General features: G+C 71.7%; 13 protein-coding genes and 2 pseudogenes. 4 read left to right on the forward strand and 11 right to left on the reverse strand.

The genetic code is table 11. The features are described 5' to 3' along the window. Window positions 1–18: 18 nt before the first annotated feature. Together RUMESO_RS15465 and RUMESO_RS15470 are read left to right on the forward strand one after the other, a co-directional pair. Entirely contained in the window at window positions 19–1,251 is a 1,233-nt protein-coding gene (locus tag RUMESO_RS15465; protein ID WP_082484124.1) for a bifunctional folylpolyglutamate synthase/dihydrofolate synthase, read from the forward strand. Beyond that, a complete protein-coding gene (locus tag RUMESO_RS15470) occupies window positions 1,248–1,766 on the forward strand; it encodes a hypothetical protein (RefSeq protein WP_037281447.1) in 519 nt (172 codons plus the stop codon). Before RUMESO_RS15465 ends, RUMESO_RS15470 begins: the two co-directional genes overlap by 4 nt. Before the next feature lie 589 nt (window positions 1,767–2,355). Here the strand turns inward: RUMESO_RS15470 and RUMESO_RS15475 are convergent. From RUMESO_RS15475 to RUMESO_RS15505, 7 genes and pseudogenes are all read right to left on the reverse strand, one after another. After that, on the reverse strand, window positions 2,356–2,874 hold the full coding sequence (locus tag RUMESO_RS15475) for a DUF1697 domain-containing protein (RefSeq protein ID WP_037281448.1): 519 nt from the start codon (window positions 2,872–2,874) through the stop codon (window positions 2,356–2,358). Then, entirely contained in the window at window positions 2,871–4,160 is a 1,290-nt protein-coding gene (locus RUMESO_RS15480; RefSeq protein ID WP_037281449.1) for a 4-aminobutyrate--2-oxoglutarate transaminase, read from the reverse strand. Before RUMESO_RS15480 ends, RUMESO_RS15475 begins: the two co-directional genes overlap by 4 nt. A gap of 30 nt (window positions 4,161–4,190) precedes the next feature. Further along, window positions 4,191–5,273 (reverse strand): annotated as a pseudogene (zapE, locus tag RUMESO_RS15485) (cell division protein ZapE). A 32-nt stretch (window positions 5,274–5,305) separates the two neighbouring features. After that, a complete protein-coding gene (locus RUMESO_RS15490; RefSeq protein ID WP_037281450.1) occupies window positions 5,306–6,145 on the reverse strand; it encodes a dimethyl sulfoxide reductase anchor subunit family protein in 840 nt (279 codons plus the stop codon). Window positions 6,146–6,247: 102 nt separating this feature from the next. After that, window positions 6,248–6,991 carry a 4Fe-4S dicluster domain-containing protein gene (locus tag RUMESO_RS15495; RefSeq protein WP_037281451.1) on the reverse strand — a complete coding sequence of 248 codons (744 nt, stop codon included), beginning with the start codon at window positions 6,989–6,991 and terminating at the stop codon, window positions 6,248–6,250. Next, a complete protein-coding gene (locus RUMESO_RS15500) occupies window positions 6,988–7,311 on the reverse strand; it encodes a TfoX/Sxy family protein (RefSeq protein ID WP_037281452.1) in 324 nt (107 codons plus the stop codon). The genes RUMESO_RS15495 and RUMESO_RS15500 overlap by 4 nt, the downstream gene beginning before the upstream one ends. After that, a pseudogene (locus RUMESO_RS15505) lies at window positions 7,308–10,146 on the reverse strand (molybdopterin oxidoreductase family protein). The gene RUMESO_RS15500 and the pseudogene RUMESO_RS15505 overlap by 4 nt, the downstream one beginning before the upstream one ends. A 154-nt stretch (window positions 10,147–10,300) precedes the next feature. On the opposite strand from RUMESO_RS15505, the gene RUMESO_RS15510 reads away from it, so the two are divergent. Further along, the gene (locus tag RUMESO_RS15510) at window positions 10,301–10,882 is read left to right on the forward strand and encodes an NYN domain-containing protein (RefSeq protein WP_156362967.1); all 582 of its coding nucleotides are present in this window, start codon (window positions 10,301–10,303) and stop codon (window positions 10,880–10,882) included. Window positions 10,883–10,889: 7 nt separating this feature from the next. On the opposite strand, the gene RUMESO_RS15515 is transcribed toward RUMESO_RS15510, so the two are convergent. The 4 genes from RUMESO_RS15515 to xsc are packed head-to-tail and all read right to left on the reverse strand — an operon-like array spanning window position 10,890 to window position 15,439. Further along, entirely contained in the window at window positions 10,890–11,948 is a 1,059-nt protein-coding gene (locus tag RUMESO_RS15515) for an acetate/propionate family kinase (protein ID WP_037281453.1), read from the reverse strand. Beyond that, a complete protein-coding gene (locus RUMESO_RS15520; protein WP_037281454.1) occupies window positions 11,945–12,913 on the reverse strand; it encodes a phosphate acyltransferase in 969 nt (322 codons plus the stop codon). The genes RUMESO_RS15515 and RUMESO_RS15520 overlap by 4 nt, the downstream gene beginning before the upstream one ends. A 23-nt stretch (window positions 12,914–12,936) precedes the next feature. Then, window positions 12,937–13,677, reverse strand: a complete 741-nt coding sequence (locus RUMESO_RS15525) for a sulfite exporter TauE/SafE family protein (RefSeq protein ID WP_037281455.1) — start codon at window positions 13,675–13,677, stop codon at window positions 12,937–12,939. A gap of 1 nt (window position 13,678) precedes the next feature. Continuing rightward, the gene (gene xsc, locus RUMESO_RS15530) at window positions 13,679–15,439 is read right to left on the reverse strand and encodes a sulfoacetaldehyde acetyltransferase (RefSeq protein ID WP_037281456.1); all 1,761 of its coding nucleotides are present in this window, start codon (window positions 15,437–15,439) and stop codon (window positions 13,679–13,681) included. A 276-nt stretch (window positions 15,440–15,715) separates the two neighbouring features. On the opposite strand from xsc, the gene RUMESO_RS25250 reads away from it, so the two are divergent. After that, complete coding sequence (locus RUMESO_RS25250) at window positions 15,716–15,886, forward strand: hypothetical protein (protein WP_156362968.1); 171 nt, start codon at window positions 15,716–15,718, stop codon at window positions 15,884–15,886. The last annotated feature ends 74 nt before the right edge of the window (window positions 15,887–15,960 follow it).

The following is a 15,960-nucleotide window of genomic DNA, read 5'->3' on the forward strand; positions in this document are numbered from 1 at the left end:
GACATCCTCTTGGAGCGGATGACCCGGCTCCATCCCAAGATCATCGACCTGACGCTGGCCCGGGTGGAGCGGCTGCTCGCGGCGCTGGGGCACCCGGAGCGAAAGCTGCCGCCGGTGATCCATGTCGCGGGGACCAACGGCAAGGGGTCCACGCAGGCGATGATCCGGGCGGGGCTGGAGGCCACGGGGGCCACGGTCCACGCCTACACCTCGCCGCACCTGGCGCGGTTCCACGAGCGCATCCGCCTCGCGGGGGAGCTGATCGACGAGGACCACCTGATGGCGGTGCTGGATCGGTGCATGGAGGCCAACGGCGAGGAGCCGATCACCTTCTTCGAGATCACCACCTGCGCGGCCTTCCTCGCGTTTGCCGAGACGAAGGCGGACTGGACGCTGCTGGAGGTGGGGCTGGGCGGGCGGCTGGACGCGACCAACGTGGTGGAGCGGCCCCGGCTGTCGGTCATCACCCCCGTCGACCTCGACCACCAGCAGTACCTGGGCGATACGCTGGCGAAGATCGCCGGCGAGAAGGCGGGGATCATCAAGCGGGGCGTGCCGGTCGTGGTGGCGCGGCAGCACCCGGAGGCGCTGGAGGCCATCGAGGACAAGGCGGCGCGGATGGGGGCGCCGGTCCTCGCCTATGGGCAGCAGTGGCACGCGGGGGTGGAGCGGGGGCGGCTGGTCTATCAGGACGAGCGCGGATTGCTGGACCTGCCGCTGCCGAACCTGCCGGGGCCGCACCAGATCGTCAACGCCGGGGCGGCGCTCGCGGCGATGCGGGAGCTGAGGCTCGACGACGAGGCCTGCGAGGCGGGGGTGACGCGGGCGGAGTGGCCGGCGCGGATGCAGCGGCTCAGGGGCTGGCTCGCCGAGATGGTGGGGCCAGGGGAGCTCTGGCTCGACGGCGGGCACAACCCGGCGGCGGGGGAGGCCATCGCGGCGACGCTGCGGGCGATGCCGGCGGCGAAGACCCACCTGATCTGCGGAATGCTCAACACCAAGGACGTGGCGGGGTTCATGCGGCCGCTCGGGGACGTGGCGGAGAGGCTCTGGGCGGTGTCGATCCCGGGAGAGGCCAACACGCTGACCGCCGAGGAGACCGCGCGCCATGCCGCCGAGGCGGGGCTGAGGGCGGAGATCGCGGACTCGGTCGAGGAGGCGGTCGCGGCGGCCACGGGGATGGGCGCGTACCGAATCCTGATCTGCGGCTCGCTGTATCTGGCGGGGCACGTGCTACGGCAGGGCGCATGATCCGGGTTGCCCTGTTGATGGCCCTCTGGGCCCAGCCGTCCCACGCCGCCTTGGTGCATTTCTGCTGGGCCGGGTCGAACGGCTACACCATGACCGGGTCGATGGAGTTCCCCGATTTGCTCCTGGGCGCCGACGTCGTCACGCAGGACGAGGTGACGCGGTTCCGCATCGCGGGCTTCAAGGACGGCGAGCTGATCGGGACCTGGGACCTGTCGGATCGGGAGCCGAACGACACCTGGTACCTGCGCTACTTCCCCCGGACCATGCAGTTCCCCACGAACGGGGAGATCCTGGGGCCCTACGACCAGGGCTGGAACGCGGACGGGACGGCGGCGGACTGCGACGAGGACGAGTTCGGGTTCAACGCCGGCAACTACGCGCAGGACTTCTGCCTGCAGGGGCGCTGGATCGAGGAATCGGGCGTGCCGCCGCAGAAGCCCTTCATCGCCCAGACCACGGCGCCCACGGACCCGGCCTGCGCCGGGCCCGCGCTGCTGAGCAAGCGTCGGAAGTAAGGGGTCCCGGGCCGTTATCCTTGGCGCGTGGAAAGCCACGCCGCGGATCGTGCCCGGGGTCCACCTCGTCCGGCGGCCAAGCCGGCACGGGTGGGAGCGCGTCTCGACGCGCGGCGGCTGGGTCTTTGCGATGCCTGCCCAAGGCATCTCCCAGGAGGTGGGGGGCCCGCGCCCACCTTTCAAAGAGCTCTCGTCCGTGGAGCCTCTCTCCGCCCTTCGCGCATGGCAAAGGGCCGGAGCCCCGGACACAGGCAGTCCTATGATCCTGGCGCGGGGCTGGCTGCCTGAAGACCCGGCCGAGGGGAGGTCCACCCCTTGAGGCCTCCTCCGGCGCAAGCGCTCTCCTGCTCTGAGGTCGTGAGCGGGCCGGGGGGGAGGCGTCGCGGGGCGGCGCTCCTGATGCGGGCCAGGATGGGCGAGAGAGGTTAACGATCCGTTACTCGGGCGTTCGTTGGGGGGTGGGGCGACGCAACACCCTCGGCGCAAAGCTCTGATCCGGCGAGGTAAACGCCTCGCGCGGGGTGTTGCGTCGCCCCTGTAGGGTGGGTCTCGGGCCGCCGCGAATCGGTCCCGCCCAAGGCCAGCGCGGTCAGCCCGCTCGGGCGGCAAGGAGGGCGGCGAGCTTGGCGACGGTATTCATGTTGCGCGCGGTGCCGGACTCGGCGGCGGGGATGCGGAGGCGGGAGCGGCCCATGGTGGGGCCGTAGCTCACGTAGATCTCGCGGAGGCCGAGGGCGGCGTCCTCCTCGGCGCGGCCCGTCATGCTGGCGAGCGCGTCAGGCGGGGGCGGTGCGTCGAGGATGACCGCGACGGTGTGCTTGGGGTTGGCCTGCGGGAAGGGGTTGGCGGCGAGGACGGTGGTCATTTCCTCCGCCGTGCGGAGGAGGACGCCCACGTCGCGGCCCGTGTGGGCGCGGAGGCGGGCGGCGAGGGTGGCCTTGACCTCGGATTCGGGCGCGTCGCTGTCGAAGAGGACGTTGCCCGAGGCGATGTAGGTCCGGGGGTCGCGGAAGCCGGCCTGCTGGCAGAGCGCCCGCAGGTCCTCCATGGCGAGCGCGCCCGTGCCGCCGACGTTGACGGCACGGAGCAGGGCCACGTAGGCGGTCACGCCGCCTGCGGGACCGCGCGGGCGGCGAGCATGGAGGCTTCGAGGATGTCCATCGCCTCGGCGAAGACGTCGTCGGGGATGGTGATGGGCGCGAGGAAGCGGATCACGTTGGCGTAGACGCCGCAGGTGAGGAGGACGAGGCCGCGCTTGAGGGCCTCCAGGCGGACGCGGTTGGCGAAGTCGGGGTTCGGCGTCGCGTCGCTCGGCAGGTTGAACTCCACGGCCACCATGAAGCCGGGGCCGCGGATCTCGGCGATCTCGGGCACCTGGGCGCGGAGCGATTCGAGGCGCTGGCGGAGGCGGGAGCCCAGGGCGTTGGCGCGGGCGCAGAGGTCCTCCTCCTCGATCACGTCGAGCACGGCGTGGGCGGCGGCGATGCCGAGCGGGTTGCCGCCATAGGTGCCGCCCAGGCCTCCGGGGTTGGCGGCGTCCATGATCTCGGCCTTGCCGGTCACGGCGGCGAGGGGGAAGCCGCCCGCGAGGGCCTTGGCCATGCAGGTGAGGTCGGGGACGACGTCGTAGTGCTCCATGGCGAAGAGCTTGCCGGTGCGGGCGAAGCCGGTCTGCACCTCGTCGGCGATGAGCACGATGCCGTTGTCGTCACAGAGCTTGCGGAGGGCGCGCATGAGTTCGGCGGGGGCCTGGTAGAAGCCGCCCTCGCCCTGCACGGGCTCGAGGATGATGGCGGCGACGCGGGCGGGGTCGAGGTCGGCCTTGAAGAGCTTGGTGATGCCGGCCATCGCGTCCTCGACCGAGATGCCGTGGAGGTCGATCGGGAAGGGGACGTGGTAGACGTCGGGCATCATGGCGCCGAAGCCGGCCTTGTAGGGCTGGACCTTGCCGGTCAGCGTCATGCCCATGAAGGTCCGGCCGTGGAAGGCGCCGCCGAAGGCGATCACGGCGCTGCGGCCCGTGGCGAAGCGGGCGATCTTGATGGCGTTCTCGACCGCCTCGGCCCCCGTGGTGACGAAGAGCGTGCGCTTGTCGAAGTCGCCGGGAACGAGGGCGTTCAGGCGCTCGCCGAGGCGGATGTAGTTCTCGTAGGGGAGGACCTGGTGGCAGGTGTGGGTGAAGCTGTCGAGCTGCTTCTGGACGGCGGCGATCACCTTGGGGTGGCGGTGGCCGGTGTTCACCACGGCGATGCCGGCGGCGAAGTCGATGTAGCGGTTGCCCTCGACGTCCCAGACATGGGCGTTCTCGGCCTTCTCCACGTAGACCTGGGTCTGCATCCCGACGCCCCGCGCGATGGCGGTCTTGCGGCGCTCGGCGATCTCGGCGTTCTGCATGGTCGTTCCCCTGGGTGAGTTTGCGCGCTTCTACTGCGCCGCCGTGTCTTCCGCCAGACGGCCCCAGCCGGCGGATTGCATCTCGGTGAGGCGGCTCGCGGTGCGGGCGAACTCGAAGCTGCCCTCGCCCTCGACGTAGAGGCGGTCGGGGGAGGCGGCGGCGGAGGCGAAGAGCGTGACGCGGGCCTCGTAGAGGGCGTCGATCAGGGTCACGAAGCGGCGGGCCTGGTTGAAGTTCTCGCTCCCGAGGCGCGGGATCTCGTCGATGAGGAGGACCTTGGCGGCGGCGGCGAGGGCCAGGTAGTCGGCGGGGCCGAGGGGGGCGGCCGCAGAGGTCGTAGAAGCTGGCGCGGGCGCAGCCGTTGTGGAAGGCGGGGATCTCCACGTCGCGGCCGTAGACGCGGAGGTGCGCGGGGCGGGACTGGCCGTGGGTCAGGTCGGCCCAGATGGCGTTCATGGCGGCGCGGGCCTGGGCGTCCGCGGGGCAGAAGTAGCGCTGGGCGCCCTGGAGGCGACCCTGGCGGTGGTCATGGGGGGAAGTGAGCTCCAGGACCTCGCAGTTCTCCTCGATCATGGCGATGAAGGGAAGGAAGAGGGCGCGGTTCAGGCCGTCCTTGTAGAGGTCGTGGGGCGGGCGGTTGGAGGTGGTGAGCAGCGTCACGCCCTGCGACCAGAGGCGCTGGAAGAGGCGGCCCAGGATCATCGCGTCGGCGATGTCGGTGACCTGCATCTCGTCGAGGGCGAGGAGGCGGGCGCCTTGGGCCACCTCGTCGGCGACGGGGAGGATGGCGTCGTCGGTGCCGGTGGCGCGGGCGCGGGTCAGGGCGGCCTGGACCCATTGCATGAAGGCGTGGAAGTGCTGGCGGCGGACGGGGACGCTCTCGGGCAGGGTTTCGAGGAGGAGGTCCATGAGCATGGACTTGCCGCGCCCGACGTCGCCCCAGAGGTAGAGGCCGCGCACGGGCTGTGGCTTGCGGGCGAAGAGACCCCGTCGCGGAGGCGTGGAGAGCTCGGCCCGCAGCCGGTCGAGGGCGGGAAGGAGGGCGCGCTGCGCCGCGTCGGGGTGAGGCGGCCTTCGCGGGCGCGCTCCTCGTAGAGGGTCTGGACGTCCATGGCGGGCAGGTAATGCGGCCGGGCGGGGAAGGCTAGCGGGCGCCGTAGTAGAGGCCGACGGTGTGCTCGGCCTCCGCGAAGAAGAGCCAGCGGGAGCAGAGGACGCCGGCGAGGTGGGTGGCAGCCGCGAGGAGGCGGAGATCGGGGACGAGGAGGAGCGCGGGGAGCGCGAAGGCAAGGAGGATCGTCAGGAGGCGCAGTTGCGCGGCGCGGCGGCGGGCGACGACGTGGACCATCTCGCGCAGGAGGTAGTTGGGGCCGGTGTGGGGCGGGGCGAAGGAGCGGACCTCGCCCTTGAGGCCGGTGGCGGTGGAGAGCGTGGAGCCGGCGCGGGCGAAGGCGGTGCGGCCCTGGTGCCAGTGGAGGAGCTGGAGGACGAGGGCGGTTGCGAGGAAGGCGAGGGCGACGGGACGGGGAGCGGCGAGGAGGGCGCCTCCGGCGAGGCCGAGGGCGAGGAAGAGGGCGGGGGTGCTCCAGTGGTGCCAGCGGGGGACGGAGCGGAGCTGGGCGTAGATCATCGACGTCGCGAGGACGGTGGTGAGGGCGATCGCGGCGGCGAGGGCGCCAAGGAGGGCGGGGCTCTGGTCCCTCAAGATCAGGAGCGCGCCGTGGAGGGTCAGGGTGGCGAGGGCGAGGATGGCGAGGATGGCCTCGCGGGAGAGCCAGCTCGTGCGCCACTGGGTGAAGGCGAGGATCGCGCGGGAGGGGCGGCGCAGGTGGCGGGTGGAGGCGAGAAAGCCCGCGCCGGCCAGCACGAGGCCCAGCGCCCAGAGGGGCGGGCTGGCGAGGCCGAGCACGGCGAGCCAGGCCAGGAGGCCCAGGCCCAGGCCGGTGAGGCTGGAAAAGAGGATGAGCGAGGGAGCGGGGTGCATCAGGCGGCCCCTTGCCCCTGGTCGGGCCCTGGGCTCCGAACGAGCGGGCCCGGGCCGAGACGGCTGGGAGGGGTCATCGGCAAGGACAGAGGCATTCGGCGGTCAGGCCCCCGGCAATGCGGCTAGAGCGCGGTCGAGCCAGCCGAGGAAGCCTTTCGGGGTCTCGGCCACCGTGTCGAGGGGCGGGGGCGTGGGCGCGCGGTCCTTGGGGCGTGGGGGGAGATACTTGTTGACCGGCCTGGTCCCGAGCTCGGGCATGAGGTCGAGGCCGCCGCGTTCCGCGACGAGGAGGCTCACGGCGCTGTCCGGGTCGCCGAGGTCGCCGAAGTGGCGGGCTCCGGTGGGGCAGGTGCGGACGCAGGCGGGGATGCGGTCCTCCTCGGGGAGGTTCTCGTTGCCGATGCGGTCCACGCAGAGGGTGCATTTCTTCATCACGCCCGCCACCGCGTCCATCTCGCGCGCGCCGTAGGGGCAGGCCCAGGCGCAGAGGCCGCAGCCCATGCAGGCGTCCTCGTTGACGAGGACGATGCCGTCCTCGGCGCGCTTGTAGCTCGCGCCCGTGGGGCAGACGGTCACGCAGGGCGCGTCCTCGCAGTGGAGGCAGGAGCGGGGGAAGTGGACGATCTGCGCGGGGGCGTCCTTGGGCGTGCATTCGTAGGCGTGGACGCGGTTGAGGAAGGTGCCCTCAGGGCTCGCGCCGTAGGGGTCTAGGTCGGAGAGGGGCGCGCCGTAGTTCTCGGTGTTCCAGCCCTTGCAGGCGACGACGCAGGCTTGGCAGCCGACGCAGGTGTCGAGGTCGATGACGAGGCCGAGCTTTCGGGGGGAGGGTGGGGGGAGGGCGGTCATGTCGCCCTCTTCTTGCGCGGCTTGGGGAGCGGCAGCTCGGTGGCGGCAGCCCGGAGGGCGATGGTCGCCGGCTCCGGGTCGTCAAGGGCGTCGGAGGCGAGGATGTGGTCCTTGGCGCCGGGATAGGGCGCCGCCATGTCCGCGTCCGGCAGGGCGGCGCGGGCGCCGGGCGTGGGCTTCACGAAGAGCTGGTCGTCGCAGACGAGCGCCACCACCCGGCCGTCGAGGTAGAGGGCGTATTCGCCGAACATGGCGCGCGACGTGAGCGGCGCGTCGAGCGCGTCGAGAAGCGCGGCGATGGTCTCGGGGCGGGTGCTCATGGCTGGACCTTCCAGGCGAGCGTCTCGGGGCCGGGCTCGACCGGTGAATTGAGCGGCGGGTGTGCGGGGGTGCATTCGGCGGGCGCCTCGCACTTCTCGACGCGGACGCGGAGGTCGAACCAGGCGGCCTGGCCGGTGATGGGGTCGGAGTTGCTCCAGCGATGGCCGTCGCCCTTGGGGGGGAGGAGCTCGGAGATGAGGTGGTTGAGGAGGAAGCCCTTCGTCGCCTCGGGGGCGTCCTCGGAGAGCGCCCAGGCGCCCTTGCGCTTGCCGATGGCGTTCCAGGTCCAGACGGTGTTGGGGTTCAGGGCGTCCATGCGGGCGACGGGGACGGTGATCTGGCCGTGCGGGGAGGTGACGCGGGCCCAATCGCCCTCGCGGAAGCCCTGCGCCTCCCAGAGGGCCTTGGGGACGTAGAGCGGGTTCCTCCCGTGGATCTGGCGGAGCCAGGCGTTCTGGCTGTGCCAGGCGTGGTACATCGCCATCGGGCGCTGGGTGAGGGCGTGGAGGGGGTAGTCGGCCTCATTCACGTCGTCGCCGAAGGGCTCGTACCAGACGGGGAGGGGGTCCATCGTGGCGTGGAGCCTCGCCCGGAGGTGGTCGGGGGGCTGGCGGGGGCCCTCGCCCTCGGCGGCGAGCTGGAAGCGGCGGAGGGGCTCGGACCAGAGGCTGAGGATGTAGGGCTGGGGGGCGTCGTAGAGGCCGATGCGGACGGCCCAGTCCTGATAGGCGCGGTTCCAGGGCTTGTAGAAGGCGGCCTCCTCGGGGACGTGGCCGGTCCAGAAGCCGCCGTTCTTGATGTATTCGTCCAGTTGGGCGGCGTTGGGCTCGCCCCGCCCGTCCTGAAGGCCGTTCGGGCCCGTGCGCCAGCCGGCCAGCGGCCCGATGCCGGGGCGGCGCTGGTGGTTCACGAGGTAGTCGGCGTAGTCGCGGTAGCGGGGGCTGCCGTCGGCGGCGACGAAGCCGGGGAGGTGGAGCCGCGCGCCGAGGTCGAGGAGCACCGACTGGAAGGGGCGCACGTCGCGGTCGGGCTGGATGACCGGCCAGCGGATCGCGTCGGCGGCGGCGTCGGGCTCGGAGATCGGGCGGTCGAGGAGGCTGATGGCGTCGTTGCGTTCGAGGTAGGTCGTGTCGGGGAGGACGAGGTCGGCGTAGGCCACCGTCTCGGAGGCGAAGGCGTCGGCGTAGATGACGTGGGGGATGACGTAGGCGCCGCTCTCGTCGGTGTCGGTGAGCATCGCCATGGTGCCCGTCGTGTTCATCGACGAGTTCCAGGCCATGTTGGCCATGTAGAGGAACAGCGTGTCGATCCGGTACGGGTCGCCGGCGTGGGCGTTGGCGATGACCATGTGCATCAGGCCATGGGCGGAGAGCGGCGCCTCCCACGAGAAGGCCTTGTCGATGCGGGCGGGGGTGCCGTCCTCCTTGAGGCAGAGGTCCTCGGGGCCGAGGGGGTAGCCGAGGTGCGGGCCGTCGAGGGGGTGGCCGGGGGTGGCCTTGGCATGGGGCCTCGGATGTGCGGAGGGGGGCTTGGGGTAGGGGGGCTCGAAGCGCATGGAGCCGGGGGGTTTCCACGGCGCCTATCAGCGCTTGCAGGAGGTGGATGGCCCGGCAGGTCTGGAAGCCGTTGGAATGGGCGGAGATGCCGCGCATCGCGTGCATGGCGACGGGGCGGCCGGGCATGGTGGCGTGGCGGGTGCCCCGGAAGTCGGTCCAGGGGCGGTCGAGGACCACGGGCTCGCCGTCGAAGGCGGCGGAGGCGATCTCGGCGGCGAGTTGGCGGATGCGCTGGGCCGGGATGCCGGTGCGCTCCGCCACGTTCTCGGGCGCGTAGGTCGGCGCGAGGTAGCGCTCGGCGATGTGGTGGAGGACGGGGCGGTGGGTGATGCCATGGTGGCGGTATGTGGCGGAAAGGTCGGGCTCCACGCCCTCGCCGTCCCAGGGGGCGGGCTTGCGGGTGCGGCGGTCGATGACGAGCGGCCGACTCTCGGCGTCGCGGAGGAGGAGGCCGTTCTGGGGGCTCGCGGGGTCCTCGTTGACGAGGCAAGGGGCGTTGGTGAAGCGGGCGAGGTAGTCGAGGTCGATCTTGCCCGCCTGCAGGAGGCAGTGGATCAGGGAGAGGACGAGGAGGCCGTCGGTGCCGGGGGTGATGCCGAGCCAGTCGTCGGCGACGGCGTTGTAGCCGGTGCGGATGGGGTTGATGGCGATGACCTTGGTGCCGCGCGCCTTGAGCTTGCCGAGGCCGATCTTGATGGGGTTGGAGTCGTGGTCCTCGGCCACGCCGAAGAGTAGGAAGAGCCTCGCACGGTCCCAGTCCGGCGCCCCGAACTCCCAGAAGGCGCCGCCGAGGGTGTAGATGCCGGCGGCGGCCATGTTGACCGAGCAGAACCCGCCGTGCGCGGCGTAGTTGGGCGTGCCGAAGGCCTGGGCCCAGAGGCCGGTGAAGCTCTGGCTCTGGTCGCGGCCGGTGAAGAAGGCGAGCTTCTCGGGCGCGGTCTCGCGGATGGGCTGGAGCCAGGAGACGGCGAGGATGAGGGCCTCGTCCCAGGTGATCTCCCTGAACTCGCCCGAGCCGCGCGGGCCGGTGCGGAGGAGGGGGGCCCGGAGGCGGGCCGGGGAGTTGACCTGCATGATCCCCGCGCTGCCCTTGGCGCAGAGGACGCCCTTGTTCACGGGGTGGTCGCGGTTGCCCTCGATGTAGGCGACCTGCTTCGTGCCGTCTGGGCCATCCGTGAGATGGACGTCGATCCCGCAGCGGCAGGCGCACATGTAGCAGGTCGTCTTGGCGACCTCGTCACCGGGTTTGGGATGCGCGTCGAAGCGGGGGGCGGTCATGGCGGGAGCAGACCACCGCGAGGGGGGCGGCGCAAGGCGGGAACATAGGCAACACCTGAAAGCCGGAGAGGAGCGGGTGCGGTGGAAGGGAGTGCACGGCGAGGGCGGGCTCCGCTAGGCTGAGGCGAGCCTTGGGTGCCGAGTGGGAGCTGTCGTGAGCCGATCCGTTGCCGTGTTGCTGATCCTGTCCTTCGCCGCCGCCGTGGCGCTGGCCTATCCCGGCCCGCCGGTCCTTCGGTTCCTGGGCTGGGGCCTCGGGCTGGTCGCCGCCGCCGTCGGCTCGGGGCTGGCGGGCCGCCTGATCGGGCGCGGGCTGCGACGGCTGTTCGGGCGGCGCAGGCCGGTCATCGTCGTCGATGGCTCGAACGTCATGCACTGGCAGGACGACGTGCCCACGCTCGGGGCGGTCGAGATGGTGCTGGCCGAGCTGTCCGCGCGGGGCTTCGCGCCCCATGTCTTCTTCGACGCCAACGTGGGCTACAAGCTGGTCGGGCGGCACGTGGAGGCCGCCGACCTCGCGCGGGCGCTCGCGCTGCCGCGCTCCCGGATCTTCGTGGCCCCGAGCCGCACGCCGGCCGACCCGCTGCTCATCGCCCATGCCCTCAGGATCCAGGCCCGGATCGTGAGCAACGACCGCTTCCGGGACTGGCGGGAGGACTTCCCGGCCCTCGGCGACAAGGGGGTCCTGGTGCCGGGGCGGCTTCAGGCCGGTCGGGTCGAGCTGCGGATGGAGTGAGGCAGCCTCAGGCGTCGCCGAGGAGCGCGAGGGCATCCTGCGCGATGCGGCGCTCCTCCTGCGCCGGGACGACGTGGACCGGGACGCGGCCGGCCCAGGCGAGGCCCTCCGCGATGCGCTCGCGGACGGGGGTGGCGTGCTCGCCGATGCCGCCGGTGAAGGCGAGGGCGTCGAGGCCGCCCATCGCGGCGATGGCGGAGCCCGCCTGCCGAATCGCCCAGTAGCAGAACATCTCGACGGCGAAGCGGGCGTCCTCGTCGGTGCGGGACAGGATCGTGGCCATGTCGGAGGTGCCGGAGAGGGCCTTGAGGCCGCTCTCGCGGTTCAGGATGTCGGCGGCGTGGTCGAGGCCGGCGGCACGGGCGATGTCGAGGACGGCCATGCCGTCGATGCTCCCCGTCCGGGTGCCCATCACGAGGCCCTCGAGGGGGGAGTAGCCCATGGAGGTGGCGACGGACCGGCCGTCGAGGATGGCGCAGAGCGAGGCGCCGTTGCCGAGGTGGAGGGCGAGGAGGCGCCTCGGGAGGGGGTCGAGGTGCTCCACGAGGGCGGAGTAGCTGATGCCGTGGAAGCCGTAGCGGCGGAGGCCTGCGTCGCGGAAGGCCTTGGGCAGCGCGTAGGTGGTGGCGACGGGCGGGTTCGTCGCGTGGAAGGCGGTATCGAAGCTCGCGAACTGCGGCAGGTCGGGGACGAGGCGCTGGAGCGCCCGGATGCCGGCGAGGTTGCCGGGGTTGTGGAGGGGGGCGAGGGGGACGCAAGCCTCGATGGCGGCGACGGCGGTGGCATCGAGGCGGCAGGGAGCGGTGAGCGTGGCGCCGCCGTGGACGACGCGGTGGGCGGCGGCGCGCAGGCTCTCGGGCGGGTGGTCCTCGGCGCGCAGCGCCGCGAGGAGGAGGGAGAGGGCGGCGTCATGGTCGGCGGCGCGGACGGGCTGACGGAAGCTGCCGAGGGTGAGTTCGCCAGTGGCGCCGATCTCGGTGACCGCGCCCTTGGCGAGTTCCTTCAGGTGCTCGTCGAAGAGGGCAACCTTGACGGACGACGATCCGGCGTTGACGACGAGGATCACGCGGCGGCCCGCCGGCGGTCGCGCGCCTCGGCGGCGAGGATGGCGCCCAGGGCGGCGGAGGCGATGCGGTCGGGCGCACCCTGGCCGCGCGAGGTGAGGAGGATCGGGACCCTGGCGCCCATGACCACGCCCGCCGCGCAGCAGCCCATCCCGAGCGACATGAGCTTGAAGAGCGCGTTGCCGGCGTTCAGCTCTGGTACGAGGATGATGTCCACGCGGCCGGCGACCTGGCTCTCGACGCCCTTCACGGAGGCGGAGGCGCGGGAGAGCATGAGGTCGAGCGCGAGCGGCCCCTCGACCACCGCCTGCCGGAGGGCGCCCTTGGCCCAGGCGGCAATGGCGGCGGCCTCGCCCGAGCAGGGGATCGTGGGGGTCACGTCCTCGGAGGGAGCGAGGATGCCGGCGTAGGGGCGCGCGACGCCCACGAGATCGGCGAGGTGGACGGCATGGGAGAGGCAGGCCTGCCGGGTGGCGAGGTCGGGCGCGACGTTCAGCGCGGCGTCCGTGAGGAACAGCGGCCGGTCGGAGCCGGGCGCGGTGATGTGGAAGACGTGGCCGCAGATCGTGCCCTTGTCCCGGAGCCCGCAGGCCGAGGGCAGCAGGCCCTTGAGGAAGGTCGAGGTGTGGATCTGCCCCTTCATGATGGCGTCGGCCTCGCCCGCCACGGCGAGCTCGGCGGCCTTGGGGGCGGCGCTCTCGCCGGGCGCGGGGACGAGGCGGAAGGGGCGGATGTCCCAGCCGATCGCGTCCGCCGCGTGGTGGATCTTGATGGGGTCGCCGAGCAGGATGGGCTCGGCGAGGCCTTCCTCGCAGGCCTCGCGCAGGCCCTGAAGCGGGGTGGGGGCGCCGGCGTTGACGAGGGCCACGCGCGGGACGCCGCAGCCGCGCGCCTGGGCCAGGAGCGTTTCGGGCGCGTGGGGGGGCGTGCGGGACAGGAAGGGGTGGTCGTCGGCGAGGGGGGACATGGGGGCTCCGGGTCGGGACCAAGCTAGAGCGCGGCGCGCAGGAGGCCAAGGAGGGCGAGGGCCATGAGCGTCCAGATGGCGAAGCGGCGGAACTCCTCGGGCGGGGCCTTCAGGAAGTGACGGGAGCCGAGGTGGAGACCCGCGAGCATCACCGGGAGGCCGAGCGCCGCGAGGGCGAGGGAGTGGCGGGAGACGAGGCCGCCCGCGCCCAGCACCGCCAGCGTGTAGAGGTCGAGCACCGCGAAGTAGGCGACGAGCGTGGCGCGGAAGGTCGCGGGCGGGATGGGCTGGGCGGCGAAGAAGGCGGCGACGGGGAGGCCGCCCACCGCCGCGCCGTTTGCGAGGCCGGAGACCACGCCCAGCACTCCGTTCGCCGCGCCCCCCGCCGGCCGGGCGAGGCGCCAGCCCCGCAGGAGGACGAGGCACATCGCGAGGACGTAGAGGGCGACGACGATGCGGGCGGTGTCCTCGCCCATCTCGGCGACGGCCCGGACGCCCAGGGGGACACCGATGAGGCAGCCGCCGAAGAGGAAGGCCACGCGGCGCCAGTCGATGGCGCCCCGGATCGTGACCCATTGCGGCGCGGTCAGGGCGATGTCGCAGAGGATCACCGAGGGCACCAGCGCCACCGGCGGCGTCACCAGCGACGCCCCCGCGATCAGCAGCGCCGCGAAGCCGAAGCCCGAGTAGCCGCGCACGAAGCTTGCTCCGAGCGCCACCACCGCGAGCCAGCCCCAGGCGAGGGGGCCGAGGTCGAGCGGCACCCTACGCGTCGGCCATGTCGGCTGCGTCGATGCCGCCGACGCGGACGGGCTTCTTCATGGCGTCGCGGCGGAAGGGCTCGCCCAGCTCCTGGTTGATGAGGGCCTCGATGAGGGTGGTCCTGCCGTGCTCCATCTGGTCGCGGATCGCGGTGCGGAGAGCCTCGGTCAGGTCCTCCATGGTGCGGGCCTGGACGCCCTGGAGGCCGCAGGCCTGCGCGATGCCGGCGTAACTCACGCGGTCCGACAGCTCGGTGCCGACGAAGTTGTCGTCGTACCAGAGCGTCGAGTTCCGCTTCTCGGCGCCCCACTGGTAGTTGCGGAAGACGACCATGGTGATGGCGGGCCATTCGGGGCGGCCGATGGCGGTGAGCTCGTTCACCGCGATGCCGAATGCGCCGTCGCCCGCGAAGCCGACCACGGGGACGGACGGTTGTCCGATCTTGGCGCCCACGATGGCGGGGAGGCCATAGCCGCAGGGCCCGAAGAGGCCGGGGGCGAGATATTTGCGCCCCTCCTCGAACGACGGATAGGCGTTGCCGATGGCGCAGTTGTTGCCGATGTCGGAGGAGATGATCGCCTCGCGCGGGAGCGCGGCCTGGATCGCGCGCCAAGCCATGCGGGGGCTCATCCAGTCGGGCTTGGCGGCGCGGGCGCGGGCGTTCCAGGTGGTGCCGGGGTCGTCGTCCTCGTGGTCCATCGAGGCGAGCTGCTGGGCCCAGGCGCTCTTGGCCTGCGCGATGCGGCCCAGGCGGTCGCGGTCGGGCTCTCGCTCGGGGAGGCGTTGGAGCAGGCCCTCGGCCACCAGCCCGGCGTCGCCGACGATGCCGACGCTGACCTGCTTGGTGAGGCCGATGCGGGACGGGTTCATGTCGACTTGGATGATGGCCGCGTCCTTCGGCCAGTAGTCGATGCCGTAGCCGGGCAGCGTCGAGAAGGGGTTGAGGCGTGTGCCCAGCGCGAGGACCACGTCGGCCTCGCGGATCAGCTCCATCGCCGCCTTGGAGCCGTTGTAGCCGAGCGGGCCCGCGAAGAGCGGGTGCGAGCCAGGGAAGGCGTCGTTGTGCTGGTAGCCGACGCAGACCGGCGCAGAAAGGCGTTCGGCGAGGCGGGCGGTGGCGGGGATGGCGCCCGCGAGGACCACGCCCGCGCCGTTCAGGATCACGGGGCGCTTGGCGCTGGCGAGGAGCTTCGCCGCCTCGTCGAGGGCCTGGGCGCCGCCGGAGGGGCGCTCGAACTCGAGGATCAGGGGCAAGTCGATGTCCACCTCGCGGGTCCAGAAGTCGCGCGGGACGTTGATCTGGGCGGGGGCCGAGAGGCGATAGGCGTTCTGGATCACGCGGTTGAGGACCTCGGCCATGCGGGCGGGGTCGCGGACCTCCTCCTGGTAGGCGACCATGTCCTTGAAGAGCGCCATCTGCTCGACCTCCTGGAAGCCGCCCTGGCCGATGGTGCGGTTCGCGGCCTGCGGCGTCACCACGAGGAGCGGCGTGTGGTTCCAGTAGGCGGTCTTCACGGCGGTCACGAGGTTGGTGATGCCGGGGCCGTTCTGGGCGATCATCAGGCTCATCCGCCCGGTCGCGCGGGTGTAGCCGTCGGCCATCATCCCACCCGACCCCTCGTGCGCGCAGTCCCAGAAGCGGATGCCGGCCTGCGGGAACAGGTCCGAGATCGGCATGAAGGCCGAGCCGATGATCCCGAAGGCGTCGCGGATGCCGTGGGCCTGGAGGGTTTTGACGAAGGCTTCTTCGGTGGTGAGGCGCATGAGGAGGTCCTTTGGGTCGTTGAGGCGACCGTGCCAGCGATTCGTTAAGCGTTCGTTACAGGATCGGGCGGTGGGTTGGGGAGGGGGACGCAACGGCCTTGGGTTGGGTGTATACTGGTGGGTTGGGCGTAGCGCAGGTTTGAGGCCGCCATGGTGGCGACTCGGGCCCTGATGGTGCGCCCAAGAACCAACGATACTTGCGCACTGAGGATGCTATTCCTAAGTAGGTGGCACCAGAGCTAAGCCAAATACAACGCCTAATCAGAAGGACTCGTCGTGGCTGACATAGTGAGTGTTCATAAAATTCTTCTTAATTTCGAGAAGCGCGCAGAGAACAAGCCGGAAGCCGTGATTGCTGAAACCTTCGTGGACTCTGCGCCATTGCTTGATATTTTGCAAGCGCCTGGCTCTGTTGAGCAATTCGGCGTAAGAGCGAGCTGCCCCTGACCCCCGTCGGCTTTATGCAACGCGCTTGGTCTGCGGGGGTGCCGAGGGCGGTGAAGCGGTTGAACGACGCGAGT

It is taken from the genome of Rubellimicrobium mesophilum DSM 19309, from assembly GCF_000600335.2.
In the GTDB taxonomy this organism is placed as follows: domain Bacteria; phylum Pseudomonadota; class Alphaproteobacteria; order Rhodobacterales; family Rhodobacteraceae; genus Rubellimicrobium; species Rubellimicrobium mesophilum.